This is a genomic window from Microcoleus sp. K4-B3, from assembly GCF_036704615.1.
In the GTDB taxonomy this organism is placed as follows: Bacteria; Cyanobacteriota; Cyanobacteriia; order Cyanobacteriales; family Microcoleaceae; genus Microcoleus.
Genome location: NZ_JAUBSF010000060.1, coordinates 15,197 through 31,848 on the forward strand (window position 1 = coordinate 15,197; position 16,652 = coordinate 31,848).

Here is a 16,652-nt window from a genome sequence, read left to right on the forward strand (position 1 = left end):
ATGATTTTTGTAGCAGAAGTACCAAATACTTACAATCCAGCTAAAGAATACATGGTTGGGTTTTGGTTAAGTAGCCCAAAGCTTAATGGAGTTCGTTGTATTTACACGCGGGACGGCATTTCACGCGGATTAAGAAGCCAGAGCTTGACCACGCGATTTGTAGGATTCGATCGACTGGAGTTAGCTTGTCGCGCTCTCTGTGATGCTAACAATTTATCTTTTCTTGACGGTGAGCTGTTCATTCCTGGTAGAACATTCGAGGAACTTACGGTATTAGTTCGCGATCGCGCTAACTACGAACTTGCTGAAAAATTTGCTGTTGAATTCCGAGTTTCTGCTGTTGGTTCGGCAACAGCTAATCTAACAGCACAACAAATGATGAATCTCATGCAGCAAATTATCCCCACACAGGGGATGATTAGTTTGATTCCTCAAAAACTCATTCGGAACACACCTCTCGGCGTTCTAGATGAAGCAACCACCGTTCTTAATGCTGGAGGAACTGAAGGAATCATCCTCAGAAATCTGGACTCAGTTTATTCTGGGGTGCGATCGGACAATCTTCTCAAAGTGAAGGACATAACAAGCGGAATCTTTACTGTCGTTGGGTTTACGCAAAATCTAATAGTGGGTTACGTGAGTTATATGTCCGTTGAAGGCATGGTAAATGGAGTTAATAAAGTTTCTCGTATTTACGGCTTAAACGACGAAGAGGAACAGGATCTCTGGATGAACAGAGATTCTTATATCGGCAAACAAGTTCAAATAGTTTACATGGGAGTAACAGCTACTGGTAATCTCCGAAGCCCTGCTTTAGGTCGATTTGTTAGTTAAGGAGCAAGAATAATGCTATTACAATTAGCAAATACTTACAGCCCCACCAAAAACTACGGTGTGGCTGAATGGCTCAGTAGCCCTAAATTGGACGGGGTGCGCTGTTTCTATGAGAACCCGACCAGTGGATTGAGGAGTCGATCGGGCGTGACTCGATATTCAGGTCTGACCGAAATTGAGCAAATCTGTGAAAGCATCCGGTTAGCCAACAATTTGTCTTTCATTGACGGTGAGCTGTACATCCCCGGAGAGCCTTTCGATAGAATTTCTGGGATTGCTCGATCGACTAAAACTACAGCAACCGTTGTCGAAGCGAAACAGAGAATGGAGTTTCGCATTTTTGCGATCGGCTTCACTCAATATCCCAACATCCTGGCAACAGACGAATATAGCCAGGTTCAGCAAATTTTTCCGGCAATGGGGAAAGTTAGCTACGTTCCGCAGAGGCTAATCGAGAATAATCCTCTGGTTATCCAAGCTGAAGCTGACTCAATCAAGGCCTCAGCACAATCGGCTGAAGGGATAATGCTGCGGAACCCGAATTCTGTTTATTTCCAGGGTCGATCGATCGCACTTTTGAAGGTCAAGAATTTTGTGAAAGACCGTTTGCCAGTTACGGGGTTCACCAAAGGCTCAGGCAAATATTCTGCGTCGTTGGGCAATCTCTTAGTTGGTGGCACTCTCAACGAGCGAATTGTCAATGCCCGAGTCGGCACTGGATTTACTGATGCCGAGCGATCGACTATTTGGGCTAACCAAGCTAATTATATGGGTAAAATAGTCGAAGTCATCCATCTCGGCATCACTGCTACGGGTGCTTTGAGACATCCCGTATTTTCTGCTTTTGTTTAAACTTGCTAAGAAATTGTAACCAATTTTTAGAAATTGTTAGAAACAAGAAACATGAAAAAAACCTGAGCTTGGGTGCAGTCACTCAGGTTTTTTTTGTGCAGTTCGTTCGTCGTCGATTCAGTTTAGCTGAAGCCCTTTTTATTAGACCAGTCCTACAAGTTCAGGAATGCTCCCTGCTAATTTCCAACCAGTGGCAGCAGAGTAGATTGGAGTATTTGCACCGACTCCCCACTTAGACAGATCCTGGCTCGGAACTTCGATAAAGCTACCATCTGGCGCTTTGATTTGCCAGATAATTGGTGGTGCCGAAGGAGTAAGTAACTCGGCTGGAATTGGAGGAGGCAAAACAGGAGCTGTTGGAGCTGCTACCGGGGTAGGTACGGGAGCTGCTACGGGAGCTGGAGTCATTACAGAGCTTGCTACTGGAGCTGCTACCGAAGTTGTTTCAGTCGAAGTTTCCGAAGCACTTGCACCCGCATAAACCCTTTCAAGGAACTTCTTGTCAAAGGTAATTTTCGGTCGGCGAGTAGGCTTGTAAGTGGTGGGTTTGCCTGTTCTTGGGTTTCGTCCTTCCCGTTCTGGTTTTTCAATCAATGAGAAAGTGCCAAACCCTTCGATTTTGATATCCTTTCCGCTTTCTAGAGAAGCGACGACACTGGAGATAACTTCTCCAAATGGGAGATTTTCAACAACTGAAGCCATAATTAAAATTTTGATTGAGATAGACGCTTGATTTGATTATGCCCTAGTTTTTTTAAAAGGACAATAAATCAAGAACATTTTTCTCATTTTTACCCATGAAATCGGCATAAAATTGGTAGTATTTACCACTTGTCGTAAATACCACTGATCATTAATTAGGTGGTAAACCAAAATCTTCAGGGCTATAAAGACCTGCTGGCATTTTCCCATTTAAGAAATCAATCTGCTCTTGACTCAGGGATTGATTAAATAAACGAACTGTTTTGGTAATAGTTCTACCCGCTTCATCCATATATTTGCCATCGGTGTAACAGCGCATTTCACGAGTTTCGCCGATCGCCACTTTACTTCGATATTTTTCACCAACCCATCCAAGGGGGAAATAGCCGATATTTTTGGTACTGTCGGGATACCTCATATCGATCGCCAACTCCATCCGTGCGGCTTGCTGACCAGCAGCAGGTTTCAGACGTTGAACAATCCGAACCAGAACATTCTGTCCAGTCCATTCACCTCGGCTCCAGACATTGGGTTCTTGTTTATGGACGTTAAAGACACCGAAGTAGGGCAAAGTATCGGGATTCTCTTGTAGTTCAGTCACGATTTCTTCTCGGAATAGATTGAACACCAGCGAGCCAGTGCTAAGTTCGCTAGCACTGGTGTGGACAGCGCGCCAATAAGCAGCAGCCCAAGATTTTTCGGTATAAGCCTGACCCTGGGCATCGGCAAATTGTTCAAGAGCAGAGTTTTTGAGAGCCTGGTATTTAGCCGAAACTTCCCGAATTTTGGTAGTGTCCCCATCATTTTGTTCCTTCCATTTGATAGCAGCATTCATCTCAGAGCCATATCCCTTGCGCTGCTCAAACGCGAAATCCATCTGTTCTTGGGCTACCTCAACTCCATCAAAAAGCGCATTGTGAAACGAGTTGATGTCGATGTTAGTTTCTAGCTGAGCTGGTCGCCAATAGCTGTTGACTACTTTGACGAGTCGGGAGATGGTATCGATCGCATCATTGGCAACGGCGCAGGGTCGAGTTAGAAAAGTATCCTTCTCCTTAAAATCTTTGAGCCAAGGAATTTTGCCTGCATCTCCCAGACCGTTGAGATAGTCGGTAACAGCTTTGAGTCCCACATCATTATTGGGATATGCCGACTTCAGCGAGTCAACGGCGATTTGCAATTCCTGACTCAGGAAATTGATGATTGCCATCTCTTTTGGCTCTGTCTGCATTCCCCCTGGCGGGATGTTGAGGACTATTCCTTCTACCCCCGCTGCTCTGGCGCGACCAAGGAGTGAGGCAACTACACCGGTGATGTCGTTCATACTGTTGATGGCGACTTCTTGGAGTGTTCCGGTCAGCGCCATTTTAGGCAGCTTGTCAACTTCGGGAGGTTTGTCAAAATTGGTGATCGCATCTCTCAACGCCGGATATTGATGAGAGGCGATGAGCTGAACAAAGTCGCCGTCAAAGTCTCTGCCCAGACTCAGCATCAATTTTGTGGATGCCGCCATGAGGTTCGTCCCCCGCGCATAAGTGCCTTCAATTCTGTTGATCCACAGTTGGCAGTCGCCCCAATGCCTCATGGGATTGCAGAATACGATGTACTCACCGGGAGCCATCCCAGGTGCACAGAACACTTTCTCAGTAAAAGTAGTTTTTCCGCCACTATCCGTGGTTTCGTATTTCTGGAAATATTCATCTGGCTGCGACATCAACGACCAGAAACGAACCCCAGCAGCTTTTGCTAGATTTAACCAAACTGCCTGAAGTCTTTCTGCTACTTTGCCTGTGATGTAAGGATGAAGCAGAAGTCGTCCTTTAATATCGTATTTAATGATTTCCATCGCAGTATTTACATATTCAGCTTCTGACTGAATACTATCGCCTTGTTCGCGTTCTTGCTCTGCTTCTACTTGATGGATTCGGAGTTCTTTAGCCAGCGCTTGAATAGAGTTAGTAGCGGCTACTAGCTTCTCACATTTCGCTCGGAGTCGGCTAATTATTTTATCTTGTTCCAAAGTTTCAAATGCGAACCACTGGAATAGCATCCAACCAGCTTTCGCCGTTCGTTTTTCTCCTTCAAATACCAACCCACAAAGCAGTTTCTCTCGGTAGTTTCCGAGGGCGGGTTTGTTCCCTTTTAGTGAACTCCAGGGTATGACCAAATCATAGCCCGAGCCATCTAATTCTGGATTGTGGGCGATCGTCCCTTTTGCAACCCAGCTTTTGAATGACGCTATCCGAAATTGAAGGGGAATTCCTTCGTCATTTGGATGATGAACATCGCCTGTTCCAAGTATAGTAAGAAACTCCTTAGACCCTTTGGCATGGCTATCTCCGCTGTTCCAGTGTCTGCCATTTGTGGGGTCATCTTGGAGATTACCTTCCGCATCCCGGTTAGTATCATCCACGATGACAAAGTTGAATTCTCTACCGACTAAATGCTTGCATCCGGTGTGCATAATACTCCCGTAAATGATCCGCTTCCATTGTTCGGTTCCTTTACCGCCATAGTAGTTTGAGCCAACCGGAGCCATATTAAAAGTGAATCTCCCGTGGTTACGAGAGCCACTAGCTAAGTCCAGGATATATCGATCGTTCTTGTTAGCAATAAATGGGTCAAGGAGAGCAGCAGTCTTGGTATCTTCTGGGATTTGTCCAATACAAAACCGCTCTTTACCCAGGTCTTGATGCCAGCCAGAGAGAAGGATATTGCGGAGAGTTACTTTAGGAGCGGTAGACCATTGTTTAAGAACACAATCCCAAACTGACCAAACAGCAGTAGTTTTTATTTGTCCCAAACTTTCATCAACCCAAGAATAGTCTACGAGGTATTCAGTAGGCATATTAGTCAGCAAAAAAGAATTTTCCTGATGCTATTCTAGCAACTTTATCGCTTCCTAATATAGTTTGAATTTCAGTTTTTGGAAGAGTTACTGGACTATCTGGATTAGTTAAATCGTAGGCAATAACGTATTCTTTTTTGAGGTTTAGCCCAACCCCTGTGATTTTTTCGATCGGAACTGGAGCACTTTGAATCAATCTTTTTGCAGAATCTTTAAATTGTTCAAGGATTTCCACTTGATTGGTGTCTGACATATAAGCCATAGACAAATTGAATTTTCTTGGTGTTGCATTACCAATGTCTGCAAAAACATAAAGATATTGAGCAAGATCGGTTTTATTTCTCATGGCGATGGTAATAATTACGGCTGCACCAATTATAGGAGCTGCCCAACTCATCAAATAAGCCCAACCACTTGCTTGCATTCCTGTAGTGCCAAAGAGTCGGGGCAACAAACTTGCTCCAGCTTTCAGAGCAGATGCCGCTAAATAACGAACCGCTTCAGCACCGCCTGAACTGCCAGATAATTTCAGGACGATCGACACCACAGTATTTGTCAAAGCGGGTAACAAAACTGAGGGGATGTTAAAGGATTTCAAGAAAAAACTCCCCAGCAGCCAAGTTGCAATGCTTGTGAGCACACCCACTGCACCTGCGATCGTAGCTGCTCCCCCCACAGCGATCGGCACCAATGCAGTGTTGAGGACGGGCGGACGGCTGTAAATGGAACTGATGGAGTGGTTGTAGGTTGAGCTGATGGAGTATGGATTGTGAGCAATGATGTTAGGAATCGTGTTCGTAGTCATAGCAATCCGTGCTGCCTCTGCCCGTCGGATACGTGCGCGAGCGTTCCGGCGTGGATTACCGGTCAGAGATTCGATCGTTGCTAAAATCTCAGCCTTAAGTTGCTCGACTCTAGTAAGAGCTTGTGATTTCCATGTATCTATTTGAGCTTCTGCTGTCGCTCCCCCTTGCTGAATTGCTCGAATGTCGGCATCTATCGAGTCGATCGTTACTGATAAATGAGGCAAATTCAAGGCTTCGTTGTACGCCATCACGGATGCTTCATAAATTATCCTTTCTCTGGTTGATGGAAGGAGACTTGCTAATTCTTGCTGACCTTTGCCAGCTAGGTTTGTAAATGCTTTGCTATTGTAGGCACGGTTGATGCCATTAAGCGTCTCCAAAAATACCAAACTGCAATCAATGACTGTTGTTCCTACATTTTGGGATGCTACTAATAAATCTTTGACCCCTGCCATTACTGGATTTGCCATAATAAATTGGATATGGGGCAGGCTAAAATACCAATCTTTTCCGCTAGTTACTCCTTGATCAACAGCATCGGCTACTGTCAAAATTGGTTTTCCTGCCCATACGTTATCGGCTAGCTGGGCTCGTAAATAATCAAATTGACTCATCGTTTTGCCCTAAAAATTGCGCTAAAAGTTAGCTTATTTTAACATACCAGAAATGGACATTATACCTATTTAACAATGCCCAATTCGGGATTAAATTAAGCTAAAATTTAGCTCTCAAGAATTGCCAACTTGTTCTTTGGCGAGTCGATCGCATTCACTCAACTCAGGAGTTGAATTCCGCGACAACCACAGCCACGTAATGTCGTGAACTTCTGCTAATTTGTCTAGTTCTTTCCACAAATCCTGGTTGGCGTTACGGTTCCAACTTTTGGTCATAGTATGAATGACGTAAGTTGAATCCGAGAATAGGGTAACCGTGCAGGGCTTTTTGAGAGCTTTCAACCCTTCGATCGCTGCTGTGAGTTCCATGCGATTGTTCGTAGTGGTTGTGTCAGATTTCCCACTAACTGCTTTTTTAGTTGGTTTACCTGGAATTGTGAGAATTGCAGCCCAGCCACCGGGTCCTGGATTTCCTGAGCAAGCACCATCGCAATGAATGTTGACTACAGGTTTTGTTTGAGTTCCTGTTGAATTTTGTACGGCAACCATAAGACTTTCACAAAAAGAAACATCAAGACCCCCTAGCGAAGCAGTTTATTTATGAACAGTTGTTACTTATAGTTTGGTATAATATAGCAAATAAAGTAGACAATTAGTATGTCAGAATACACAGATTTATTGAGAGAATATGCACGTTTATCAGTCGCCAATTCTGAATTATCGATCGACAACTCGCAACTGTTAGTAGAAAATTTACAGATAAAGGCAGAAAGCATCAGGCTAGCCCAACAGTTAGAACACATGAAGAATCTAACCAAGGAAATGTACTATGAGTTCAGGCTCGATCGACCCAACGGAAACTTGAGAGAAAATAATAGAGAATCCCTGGAACTGAGCACTGGCGGGACTCTCTACGTGGTTTAGTATCTGGATACTAAAGAGAATTCGTTCCTATCGACTGAAGGATTTACGCCGGAAGGTGACATAGCCCCAAAACTCTTTTACTTTGGATATGCTGTATTCTTTCTGGTAGAAACGTTAGCTCAACAAGGTTTTACTACTCTCCCTGACAGATTTTTAAGAATCATTAGCAGAAATCCCAAATTCTTGAAATATGTCCTTAAGGAATTTCAGCGGGTTTTGTCATTATAGAAAACCTTAGCTACAGAATTGGTTTTAATTACAATCCATTCTTGGTCTATTTGTGTATGGATAGACAAATACTGCAACAATTCCTTGAGTAAGAAGCCGACCCGCCTCAAAGGGACAATCAACTTTTTTAGGGACAATATTGTTATTACGTACCCAATCCCAAAATTCAATTGCGACACCATTCTCTATTTTGGGGAAGAGAGGCATAACTACACCATTATGTTTAGCAACCCCCTCCCAAGCATGATATGGCATTTTGAAATAGAATTCTGTGCCTTCGACAGAGGTAGGATAATAAATTTTTCCTGCTAACACTCCTTTGTCAAATCTGATATAATCTCCACAGATTAAAGCGTTATCGCACTCCCAAACTGCTGATCTGGTAATTGGAGTTCCGTCTGTCGTATAAAGACCCATCCAATTAGCATTAGCAAATCTCGAAATATTATTTTTAAACTTTTTTTCGTCGTTAAGGTCAATATTCTGGATATCAACACAGAAAACTGTCTCTGCTTCTGCATATAGTCGATCGAGTTCTGCCTGAGCCAAGTACCGTTCGCTGTGGTTGATATCATTCAAGTGATCTGCCAGATAAGCAGCAAGGATGTAGGCATTGCTGATTACTACCCTTTCTGTGTCTTCAATCAACAAAACTTCTGTATCTGACGGGCCGATCGCATACATCCCATTTGCATAATCAGGATGACTGCATTTCCGATGGTAAATCTTCCACTTTTTGGTCACAGGCGGGTTAATGACTTCGATCGTGATTCCTTCAGGAATATTTGGATCGTCTGGTTTTCCACCAGACAACAGCCACGGTAAAATAATTCGATTATCACCCTTTGGTTGATACTGAGCATCATCTGAATCATAGTCACCGTAAGTTTCGACTAACTTATGGATGAACTCTTGAGTAATTTCATCGTTGGTTTGTGAATAGCTAAAGTTGGAATTTTCTAGGATTGACATTCCATTTTTACAAACTTCCCACGCATTAAGGATTTTGGCATGAACGGAAATTAGCCGATGTTGCTTGTTCTTGCCTCGATCGAGTTCTAGATAAACGCCATGACCGTCACTCTGTTGTGATTTTTCGATGATGCACTGTAGATTGAGTCTCCGACCCTGACTCATCTCCAAAAACAGTCTTTCTTTTGGCTTCATCTTGCCTCTCTTTTTGCCCATGAGTTTTATCTCCGAATAGGTGGGTTGCTAAGTGTTAAGTTAAGCTTGTTTGACTAACCTGCTAGTAAAGAAGCTAGGAATTGAAGGCGCATCAATGGAACTGTGGCTTGCGGAACACAAATTGATAAACCTGCCAGAGTGATTGCTTCTGCCCTCCCAGGGGTTCTTGGTTCTACTCCTGGGTTGGTTGGTGGGGGAGTGAATTTCCACCAGTGGTCATAATGCAGTCCAGCCAAGTAAGGGGGAATCCCATTAACCACAGGCAAACCTCTGGATTTAACTTCTGGGTACTTGGTAAACGATTTTGCGATCGCAAGGTGCTTTCCAACTTGGTCAGACCAGCCCTGCCACCCTTTCCGTTGCTTGAGCTGTAAGTTGTGCAGGTGGGCAATGATAAAGCATCTTTGCCTCTCGTGAGGCGCACCGCACTCCGACGCGCTGATAATTTCAACTTCTGCTTCAAATCCAGCCATTCGCAAAGCTCCCAAGATTGTTCGCAAGCCTCTATGAATGACTCCTTTTGGGTTTTCAATAATGACAAAATCTGGTTGGGCTTCAACGATGACTCTGTACATTTCCCACCACAATCCTGATTCAGTGCCTGCCAATCCTTGTTTCTTTCCTGCGTTTGATGTATTTGTGCAAGGAAAACCGCCAATGACGATCGTAGGAAAGCCGAGTTGTCTGAGCTTGGGTGGATGATATGTTCTGATATCTGACCAGATGGGGATATTAGGAAAGTGTGATTGGAGGACTTTTTGAGCATAAGGATTAATTTCGACAAATTGAAATGTTTGATATCGTAGCTTGCGGGGCGCGTCAGCGCCATCGCCAAAAACTAATTGTGCTGCTAATTCAAATCCTCCGATTCCTGAAAATAAACTAATTGCTTGCATAATAGAAATATTTTAAACTAAATTAATGCTTCGCTTTGAGATTTTGATGTTTCTTAATCAAGATTATGCCTCGTAAAACACTACAAGAACGCATTGAAGCTCACATCATTTCTAAAAATGATTGTTGGCTTACAGATTTAGCTACTCAAAGTAGCCACGGTGATCCGAAGCTTACTATGGCAAATCGCAAAAAGAAATATATATCCAGACTGATGTACGAAATCTACAAGGGTGAAATCTCTGAAGGAATGTTTGTTTGTCATACTTGTGATAATCGAAGTTGTGTAAATCCTGAACACTTATTTCTCGGAACTCCCAAAGACAATATGATAGACATGGCTAATAAAGGACGTTCAACTAAAGCAATACTCCGGACAGTTTTTAAAGAGGAATGCGATCACAATAAAATAGAGAAGTGAAAAAAGTGAGTGCAATCTGAACCCAAAATCAACAGAAAAAAAGGCACTCTTTTAGGTTAAGCTATAAAAACACACAAGCTCAACAGATTTCCTTATGAAGATTATTGAATCCATCTTACAACAAATGCCGGGGATTAGTCAACCCCAAAAGAAGTTTTTAATCACTTTATTTTCAACTATTTTGCTGGTCTATGGCAAGGTCAACTTCACGAATCTCAGTCGTTATAGCTGTTTGAGTGAAAAAACCTACCGTCGTCACTTTATCAAAAGCTTTAACTTGACACAATTTAATCAATATTTTATCAAAGAAGCTTTAAATCCTAAACACACAGTTATTGCTGTTATTGATTGTTCTTTTTTAAGAAAAAGCGGCAAAAAAACTGACGGTAAAGCTTATTATTATAATGGTGTAGCGGGAAAATCGGAAGAGGGATTGGAAATTTCTGTGATTTCTATTGTCGAAATTGAGACTCGTTTATCTTATAGTTTAAGTGTACAACAAACTCCATCACGCCCTCAAATAAAGCCTGCGAAAAAGCTGCCCCAAAAACCGAATAATAACCGCTCAAAAAAATCTCGCAAAAAACCTGACTTTCAAAGTTCAAAGCCTGACATCACAAGAGTTGATGACTATGCACAACATCTAAAGAATACTCGTTGTTACTTCCCAACTTCTGTACGTTATTTGGTGGCTGATGGCTATTACTATCGCTCTCAATTCTGGGATGCTGTGCGGGACTTAAATTTAGACTTTATTGGCAAGTTAAGAAGTGATGCTAACCTACGCTATCTCTATACAGGTGAACAAAAGAAACTGGGAGCTCCACGTAAATATGATGGCAAGGTTGACTGCCATGATTTGAGTCGTCTTAATTTCGTTAAATACCTAAAACCGGGAGTTTCATTATATACATTGATTGCGTGGAGTTGTTGTTTAAATTGCCCAATTTGTTTGGTTGGTCTCTCTGAAGTTCAAGCCAACGGCAAAATCAAAAATGCTTTATTGTTTAGCACTGATATTCACCTACCACCTGAGCAAATTCTTGAATATTATCAGGCTCGCTTCCAGATTGAATTTATTTTTCGTGATGCCAAGCAATTTACAGGATTGTCTGATTGTCAAGCTCGTCATTTACCACGGCTTGATTTTCATTTTAATGCCAGTCTAATTGCCTTAAACTTAGCTAAACATCAACTCTCTAGTTGTCATTCATCTGCCAAGTCGTTTGTGTTTTCTATTGCCTCTTATAAACGTCTGGAATTCAATAAGCATCTACTTTCTACCTTTATTGATAAGTTAGATTTAGACCCGGATTTGATTTTAAATCACCCTAACCTTCCTTCAGTCTTGTCTTATGGTACTCTGGCTGCTTAAAAACTGTCCGGAGTATTGCTAAAGGGAAAAATTGTTGTAATAACCGAGGCTCTAAACATGGTTTTGCTGTACTTAGCGAGACTCAAGTGCTGGAAATCAAACGCTTGTTGGCTGAAACAAATTTAACTAGACGGGAAATTGCTGCAATGTTTGGTGTACATCGTGGTACTATTACATCAATTAAAATCGGTCAGAGTTGGAAACATCTCATTTACAAACCGACCGAACCTGAGAATGTGCAATTGAATTTGTTTGAGAATTGAAGTCCCAAGTTGATTGTAGACCAGGTTCTCCACCAGAACAAAACTTGGTCTACCGAGTATGATGCAGCGCAAGGCTTGGAACCAGAGGCTTGATTCAACATGGATGAGTCCTGTCTTTTTTCCGGCTCTTGATGTGCCGGTGCAGGGAAAACTACAGTAATAGACATCGGCTTTGTTTTTAACTGGTAGGTAATCTTGGATATCAGAATGAATTGGGATTTGAGGGAAGTGAGTTTGTAGAATTTTTTGGGAGTAAGGATTAATCTCTATAAATTCGATTGTCTCTAATTTAATTTGAGATATAGAGCTGACCAAATTGCTTGCTAGTTCCCAAGCGCCTATCCCCGCAAACAAATCAATACATTTTAATTCCATCTTAGGTTTCTTTTTATTCTATCATTTGAGCTTCGCTAGAAAGTAGTGATTTCAATAATTAACTTGCCTCATGACTAAAATTGTAATGGTTTCGGGCAGTCGATCGATAACGGATATTCGCCCTGGCTTGCAGTCTATTAACCGCATAATGGAGCTGAACTTTTCGATAATTCTAGGTGATGCGCCAGGAGTTGACAAGCTAGTTCAAGAATATCTCCGCAACAGCAATTATCTGGATGTTAAGGTCTATTTCGCTCTCTGGTCGGGAAACGGGAAACCAAGAAACGTTACTGGTTTTCAAACGGTTGGAGTTGCAGGAAGTTATGTCGATCGGGACAAAGCAATGTGTTCAATTTGCGATTACGGTTTAGCTCTCTGGGACGGCATCAGTCTCGGGACTAAAGACAATATCGATCGGACAAAAGGCAAAACTAAAATCATCAGGATTGGAGGTACTTGAGGCTTATGTGTGCGGTGCGCTTCGCGGTGAGGGAGTGACTTCTCATCCCACGCATGAGCCATGACCATCACTGTAGAAAAGTTTGACTATAACAAATTCCAGACCGAGAAAGTCCAGTTTGCGATCGACCTAGACCGTGAAGTTTTTAATGTGTCAGAAGGGACTAATTCTCCCTATGTTGACGATGAACTGAGTATGTCTCCCCTGTGGCGAGGCAAGTATTCAGTCACAGAATATCGCCAAATCCTGTGGCAACAAATCCAGCATCATTTACCGAGGTATTTGAGCAAAGGATTAAAGAGTTTCTATGAACCTTATTTAGTCCCCAATTCAGATATCTTTAGAGCGATTATGGAGTTGGCAGAGGCTTATCGAGATAACGGTAGGTTAAAGCTCATCTACATAACCGATCGCTCCCATGCCGAACTGATTGCCCGATGTGCTAATTATTTGGCACACCTCATTTAGCAAACCTAAGAAAGTTTAGTTGTCCTACATTTTCTTAGGGTTTCACTACAAACGGATTTTTGGACAATACACACGCTTTGTTTACCCTTCAATATCATGTCAAAAATTTACATTAATCCAATGACACTGTTCCCTTATGATGTTAACCGTCGGGAGGGGACATATTTCGATCGTAATGGTAAAGCTGTCGATGACAAGTTGATCAGAGGACATTATGCGGTTGCGTATGAAGGCAGTGATATCCGTTTGTCCACTTGGGCATGGAAACAGCGCAAGGAATTGACAAATTTAGCAACTTACTTTGATGGCAGCACTGCTGAGGAAAAACGGCAGATTATTTGGCATCAATTTCAAACTCGAAGAGTGAACCGACATTTAATCGCTTTGTGTGAACGGTTCAGAAAGGAGCCTCTGTTCCTGTGGTATGTCAGCTACTACGACTTACCCACGGCTCAGTTCATTAAGCGCTTTCTGGAGTGGTATTGGAAAGAATATCCAGTTATTGAACAGTAGCAAAAACAGTTTTGTTTCTAGTAATACTTCGTTTTTTGGGGAGGATTTCTCTCCGAAAAACGATGGAAAACCTATCTCTTTATACCTGGATTGTTCGTAATAACTTTGCAGAAGCTGACTTTTGGCTTATCAACAAAGGCAGCAAACATAAGTTAGGTGAGCCAGTTAGGAAGTTTGAGCCATTTTTGACAGGCATCAAGTGTCCCGTGTTGGTTCTGCCTGACTACGGGTTTTACCTGTGCCTGCATCTGCAACAGCAAGGACTATGGAAGCAGTATTCGATCGGCTCAACCAACCTTCAACATCTTCGGATGAAAGATGTCAAAGAGGTTTTTCAGTCTATTGCCTACCAACACCGAATCCAAGATAAAGCTCGCTTCAAAGTCTTTGTGCCTGCTCCCGTTCCTGCTAAAAGGCAAGAATTGTATGCTTCGCTCTAACTGGGGATGATATTTGCTTACTTACTTACTGCATTACTGCGCTACTGCAATGGAAACAATAAATTTTGGTGGAATTCAAGCAAAAGTTTTGACGCTATCCCCGCACCAGAGCTACTTCATATTCAGGTTATCTGATCGCATCGCAGTCAAAGGGATTTATTGTTCCAGTTTTGTTTGGGATATGGTCACAGATAATCTGGCAGGTTTTCTGCCAAAGCGCTTTGTCCTGTATGTGGGTACGCCACCTACCAAGACGCAGAACTTATCAAAGCCCAAATTATCAAAGCTGGCGGCACTCCCAATAAGGATGTCTTTGTGTCGAAGTTCGTTCACGGCTACCCGTATGAGGTGAGAGCGATTGGGCTTTCTCCTGAATATCTTGTGCAATCTGTCAAGCATTTCCCTCTTTAGCTTCAGAAACACCAGAAACAAGAAACGCTTTCAGAAACACTTTTCATCTCAGAAACAAAAACAAGAAACGGTTTCTGAGATGAAGGGTGTAATGCTTCGCTGTGAAGTGTTGAGTCGTCTTATCTAGCTTAAAAGGAAATTAAATCATGGATAAGGTTAATTTTGCCGGGATTGAAGGTAAAGTCATTAAAACTTCCCCACATGGAAGTTACGTTGTTGTCAAACTCAGCGATCGAATAACGATTGTTGGAACGACGAATAATCAGTTTAACTGGCAAGAAATGCCTGACGCAAGTTCAGGTTTCGATTCATTTATCACCTACATCGGCGTTCGATCGAAAGCTGATGGTGAAAAAGTCAAAGAAATTGTTTCTCAAGTAGGTGGCTACACTTATGCCAATGAAAGTGAGGCTCGAAAGTCAAAACGAATTCAAGGTTTTCCACTAGAAATCAAGATTCGTGGGCTGACTCCTGAATTTGTTGCGGAAACCATCAGACTCAAGAGAATGTAGCAGTTTCGTTAGGTTCTCTCTATTATCAAATACTAGAGAGAACTCCGACACAATTTAACAAGCCGAGAGAGGTAACACTTCATGACTAAAATAATTTACGATTTAGTCCAAAGGTTTGAAGTCATTAACGGCGTACCCACACTACTGTCGTCAAACATTCAAATAATTGAAGGTGGCGATACGTTGTTGTCGATCGCTCAAGATTGGTTACTGAAGAATACTCGGTTGATAACATTCAAGAAACAACAGTATATCGGCTACAAACTCAAAGGCGAAAAACGATACCAACTCGTTCTTACTCCTCGAACAAGTTTCCTTCAAGTATCCTTTCCCTGTTCCCGTCTTAAAGGTTTAGAAATTGAAACTGAACCTGATACCCTGTTTCCTTACGCGATACGTACAGCCATAACCACGGCTGACCAACTTATTCAACTTCTACAACATCTCTTCAACTAGCATCATGACTCAAGTAGATTTGGAAACTGACCAAGAAACTTTACGCCTGCGTGATGCCTTCCGTGTACTCGCGTGGCAAGTCTTTGAAAGCCATCTCCTACTCAAGGGAGATTTAGACCAACGTTACACCCGGTTTTATAGTCGTTGGACACGGAGTAAAATTCGATCGATGGATTTGAGTCAACTCACAGAACTAGCAACAGAAAGAGGTTTCTCGATCGAACAACTGTTAACCATCAGAGAATGCTACTACTGCATTGCTCAACCTTATCCACCAGAATTTTTTCTGAGTAACTAGCCAAAACTAACATGATGGAGAGTTTTGTCTCTCCATCAATCCGGTAATGTGAGAAGTTTCAGTGCCAGGAAGTTATCCGTAAGGTCGCTTCGCGATTAGGAGGTGAGTAAATTCTTGTCGTATGAGCGTAGTATTATGGAAACAATCAAGAAAATTATCCCCAATATTTCTGAATTTAAAGAGTATTTGAGAAGCTTAATTGCAGAAATGGAATATAGCCACAGTAGCTTAACCAACAAAAGGTTAGAACTTTGGCTGTTTAACAAAGTCCATCTCGGCAACGGTCAAGTTACCCCTGGCTATTTCAACATAAGGCTTTATGACCTTTGCCAACGCATCTATCCTGGCTGTGACATAGGTTTGTTGACTTATCACGGCAAAGAAAGAGGCGGGAGTTGTGGGCTGATTGCCCCTCACAGAGATCACGGCTATGCACAACCAATGGCTGTATCTCTCAATATTGGCGTAGCAGAGTTTGTCATTGATGGCAAAACTCATGTGTTGAATGATGGAGACATTGTGAAGTTTAACTGCAAGCTTTCCCATGCCGTCCCCCGCATCCTGAGTGAGGAGCGGTTTAGTTTGGTTTTATGGAAACTAAACGAAGTCAAGGGTTATCGATCGCAAATGATGACCCCAATTGATTGGTAGCTTTCAAGGTGATTAAGGAAACTTAGTCACCTTAATTTGCATAACTTTTCCTAAATTTCTAGCTTATTTATGTATTTGATCGACCTTAAATCCATCTAATATCCGTAGATTTTAGCAAG

General features: G+C 42.3%; 20 protein-coding genes. 13 read left to right on the top strand and 7 right to left on the bottom strand.

Translation table 11 applies throughout. The annotated features are described in order from the left end of the window. Together QUA78_RS22015 and QUA78_RS22020 are read left to right on the top strand one after the other, a co-directional pair. The gene (locus tag QUA78_RS22015) at positions 1-834 is read left to right on the top strand and encodes a hypothetical protein (protein WP_333301602.1); all 834 of its coding nucleotides are present in this window, start codon (positions 1-3) and stop codon (positions 832-834) included. A 12-nt stretch (positions 835-846) separates the two neighbouring features. Beyond that, a complete protein-coding gene (locus QUA78_RS22020) occupies positions 847-1,686 on the top strand; it encodes an ATP-dependent DNA ligase (RefSeq protein ID WP_333301601.1) in 840 nt (279 codons plus the stop codon). Positions 1,687-1,827: 141 nt separating this feature from the next. Here QUA78_RS22020 and QUA78_RS22025 read toward each other — a convergent pair whose 3' ends face one another. From QUA78_RS22025 to QUA78_RS22040, 4 genes are all read right to left on the bottom strand, one after another. After that, positions 1,828-2,388 (bottom strand): HU family DNA-binding protein, encoded by a 561-nt coding sequence (locus QUA78_RS22025; RefSeq protein WP_333301600.1) that lies wholly within the window; start codon positions 2,386-2,388, stop codon positions 1,828-1,830. 151 nt (positions 2,389-2,539) lie between these two features. Beyond that, positions 2,540-5,248: a hypothetical protein gene (locus QUA78_RS22030; protein ID WP_333399016.1), complete on the bottom strand. Its 2,709-nt coding sequence runs from the start codon at positions 5,246-5,248 to the stop codon at positions 2,540-2,542. Beyond that, positions 5,238-6,656 (bottom strand): hypothetical protein, encoded by a 1,419-nt coding sequence (locus QUA78_RS22035; RefSeq protein ID WP_333301598.1) that lies wholly within the window; start codon positions 6,654-6,656, stop codon positions 5,238-5,240. Before QUA78_RS22035 ends, QUA78_RS22030 begins: the two co-directional genes overlap by 11 nt. Before the next feature lie 114 nt (positions 6,657-6,770). Next, positions 6,771-7,205, bottom strand: a complete 435-nt coding sequence (locus tag QUA78_RS22040) for an RNase H family protein (RefSeq protein WP_333301597.1) — start codon at positions 7,203-7,205, stop codon at positions 6,771-6,773. A gap of 108 nt (positions 7,206-7,313) precedes the next feature. On the opposite strand from QUA78_RS22040, the gene QUA78_RS22045 reads away from it, so the two are divergent. Beyond that, positions 7,314-7,580 (top strand): hypothetical protein, encoded by a 267-nt coding sequence (locus QUA78_RS22045; protein ID WP_333301596.1) that lies wholly within the window; start codon positions 7,314-7,316, stop codon positions 7,578-7,580. Between the two features lie 252 nt (positions 7,581-7,832). Here the strand turns inward: QUA78_RS22045 and QUA78_RS22050 are convergent, their stop codons facing one another. Both QUA78_RS22050 and QUA78_RS22055 read right to left on the bottom strand, forming a co-directional pair. Then, the gene (locus QUA78_RS22050) at positions 7,833-8,996 is read right to left on the bottom strand and encodes a hypothetical protein (RefSeq protein ID WP_333399017.1); all 1,164 of its coding nucleotides are present in this window, start codon (positions 8,994-8,996) and stop codon (positions 7,833-7,835) included. Positions 8,997-9,049: 53 nt separating this feature from the next. After that, on the bottom strand, positions 9,050-9,892 hold the full coding sequence (locus QUA78_RS22055; RefSeq protein WP_333301594.1) for a DNA cytosine methyltransferase: 843 nt from the start codon (positions 9,890-9,892) through the stop codon (positions 9,050-9,052). Positions 9,893-9,957: 65 nt separating this feature from the next. On the opposite strand from QUA78_RS22055, the gene QUA78_RS22060 reads away from it, so the two are divergent. After that, positions 9,958-10,311, top strand: a complete 354-nt coding sequence (locus QUA78_RS22060) for an HNH endonuclease signature motif containing protein (RefSeq protein WP_333301593.1) — start codon at positions 9,958-9,960, stop codon at positions 10,309-10,311. 94 nt (positions 10,312-10,405) lie between these two features. Beyond that, positions 10,406-11,686 (top strand): transposase, encoded by a 1,281-nt coding sequence (locus QUA78_RS22065; RefSeq protein WP_333301592.1) that lies wholly within the window; start codon positions 10,406-10,408, stop codon positions 11,684-11,686. Positions 11,687-11,862: 176 nt separating this feature from the next. On the opposite strand, the gene QUA78_RS32945 is transcribed toward QUA78_RS22065, so the two are convergent. Continuing rightward, the gene (locus QUA78_RS32945; RefSeq protein ID WP_445302458.1) at positions 11,863-12,324 is read right to left on the bottom strand and encodes a DNA cytosine methyltransferase; all 462 of its coding nucleotides are present in this window, start codon (positions 12,322-12,324) and stop codon (positions 11,863-11,865) included. A 70-nt stretch (positions 12,325-12,394) separates the two neighbouring features. On the opposite strand from QUA78_RS32945, the gene QUA78_RS22070 reads away from it, so the two are divergent. The 8 genes from QUA78_RS22070 to QUA78_RS22105 all read left to right on the top strand — a co-directional run bounded on the left by QUA78_RS22070 (position 12,395) and on the right by QUA78_RS22105 (position 16,533). Then, positions 12,395-12,784 (top strand): hypothetical protein, encoded by a 390-nt coding sequence (locus QUA78_RS22070; RefSeq protein ID WP_333301590.1) that lies wholly within the window; start codon positions 12,395-12,397, stop codon positions 12,782-12,784. A 60-nt stretch (positions 12,785-12,844) separates the two neighbouring features. Beyond that, on the top strand, positions 12,845-13,252 hold the full coding sequence (locus QUA78_RS22075) for a hypothetical protein (protein WP_333301589.1): 408 nt from the start codon (positions 12,845-12,847) through the stop codon (positions 13,250-13,252). Between the two features lie 120 nt (positions 13,253-13,372). Then, on the top strand, positions 13,373-13,765 hold the full coding sequence (locus QUA78_RS22080; protein ID WP_333301588.1) for a hypothetical protein: 393 nt from the start codon (positions 13,373-13,375) through the stop codon (positions 13,763-13,765). A gap of 62 nt (positions 13,766-13,827) precedes the next feature. Continuing rightward, positions 13,828-14,205 carry a hypothetical protein gene (locus QUA78_RS22085; RefSeq protein WP_333301587.1) on the top strand — a complete coding sequence of 126 codons (378 nt, stop codon included), beginning with the start codon at positions 13,828-13,830 and terminating at the stop codon, positions 14,203-14,205. A gap of 557 nt (positions 14,206-14,762) precedes the next feature. After that, positions 14,763-15,128 carry a hypothetical protein gene (locus QUA78_RS22090; protein ID WP_333301586.1) on the top strand — a complete coding sequence of 122 codons (366 nt, stop codon included), beginning with the start codon at positions 14,763-14,765 and terminating at the stop codon, positions 15,126-15,128. A gap of 81 nt (positions 15,129-15,209) precedes the next feature. After that, a complete protein-coding gene (locus QUA78_RS22095; protein ID WP_333301585.1) occupies positions 15,210-15,584 on the top strand; it encodes a hypothetical protein in 375 nt (124 codons plus the stop codon). Positions 15,585-15,588: 4 nt separating this feature from the next. After that, positions 15,589-15,882, top strand: coding sequence for a hypothetical protein (locus QUA78_RS22100; protein ID WP_333301584.1), 294 nt, complete (start codon positions 15,589-15,591; stop codon positions 15,880-15,882). A 135-nt stretch (positions 15,883-16,017) separates the two neighbouring features. Beyond that, positions 16,018-16,533 (top strand): hypothetical protein, encoded by a 516-nt coding sequence (locus QUA78_RS22105; RefSeq protein WP_333301583.1) that lies wholly within the window; start codon positions 16,018-16,020, stop codon positions 16,531-16,533. Positions 16,534-16,652: the final 119 nt, after the last annotated feature.

Excerpts from the sequence above, each read along its gene's own strand:
- QUA78_RS22025 (WP_333301600.1), bottom strand. The coding sequence starts at position 2,388 with ATGGCTTCAGTTGTTGAAAATCTCCCATTTGGAGAAGTTATCTCCAGT.
- QUA78_RS22090 (WP_333301586.1), top strand. The coding sequence starts at position 14,763 with ATGGATAAGGTTAATTTTGCCGGGATTGAAGGTAAAGTCATTAAAACT.
- QUA78_RS22015 (WP_333301602.1), top strand. The coding sequence starts at position 1 with ATGATTTTTGTAGCAGAAGTACCAAATACTTACAATCCAGCTAAAGAA.
- QUA78_RS32945 (WP_445302458.1), bottom strand. The coding sequence starts at position 12,324 with ATGGAATTAAAATGTATTGATTTGTTTGCGGGGATAGGCGCTTGGGAA.
- QUA78_RS22095 (WP_333301585.1), top strand. The coding sequence starts at position 15,210 with ATGACTAAAATAATTTACGATTTAGTCCAAAGGTTTGAAGTCATTAAC.
- QUA78_RS22060 (WP_333301593.1), top strand. The coding sequence starts at position 9,958 with ATGCCTCGTAAAACACTACAAGAACGCATTGAAGCTCACATCATTTCT.
- QUA78_RS22100 (WP_333301584.1), top strand. The coding sequence starts at position 15,589 with ATGACTCAAGTAGATTTGGAAACTGACCAAGAAACTTTACGCCTGCGT.
- QUA78_RS22065 (WP_333301592.1), top strand. The coding sequence starts at position 10,406 with ATGAAGATTATTGAATCCATCTTACAACAAATGCCGGGGATTAGTCAA.
- QUA78_RS22075 (WP_333301589.1), top strand. The coding sequence starts at position 12,845 with ATGACCATCACTGTAGAAAAGTTTGACTATAACAAATTCCAGACCGAG.
- QUA78_RS22085 (WP_333301587.1), top strand. The coding sequence starts at position 13,828 with ATGGAAAACCTATCTCTTTATACCTGGATTGTTCGTAATAACTTTGCA.
- QUA78_RS22080 (WP_333301588.1), top strand. The coding sequence starts at position 13,373 with ATGACACTGTTCCCTTATGATGTTAACCGTCGGGAGGGGACATATTTC.
- QUA78_RS22035 (WP_333301598.1), bottom strand. The coding sequence starts at position 6,656 with ATGAGTCAATTTGATTATTTACGAGCCCAGCTAGCCGATAACGTATGG.
- QUA78_RS22055 (WP_333301594.1), bottom strand. The coding sequence starts at position 9,892 with ATGCAAGCAATTAGTTTATTTTCAGGAATCGGAGGATTTGAATTAGCA.
- QUA78_RS22105 (WP_333301583.1), top strand. The coding sequence starts at position 16,018 with ATGGAAACAATCAAGAAAATTATCCCCAATATTTCTGAATTTAAAGAG.
- QUA78_RS22050 (WP_333399017.1), bottom strand. The coding sequence starts at position 8,996 with ATGGGCAAAAAGAGAGGCAAGATGAAGCCAAAAGAAAGACTGTTTTTG.
- QUA78_RS22045 (WP_333301596.1), top strand. The coding sequence starts at position 7,314 with ATGTCAGAATACACAGATTTATTGAGAGAATATGCACGTTTATCAGTC.
- QUA78_RS22040 (WP_333301597.1), bottom strand. The coding sequence starts at position 7,205 with ATGGTTGCCGTACAAAATTCAACAGGAACTCAAACAAAACCTGTAGTC.
- QUA78_RS22070 (WP_333301590.1), top strand. The coding sequence starts at position 12,395 with ATGACTAAAATTGTAATGGTTTCGGGCAGTCGATCGATAACGGATATT.
- QUA78_RS22020 (WP_333301601.1), top strand. The coding sequence starts at position 847 with ATGCTATTACAATTAGCAAATACTTACAGCCCCACCAAAAACTACGGT.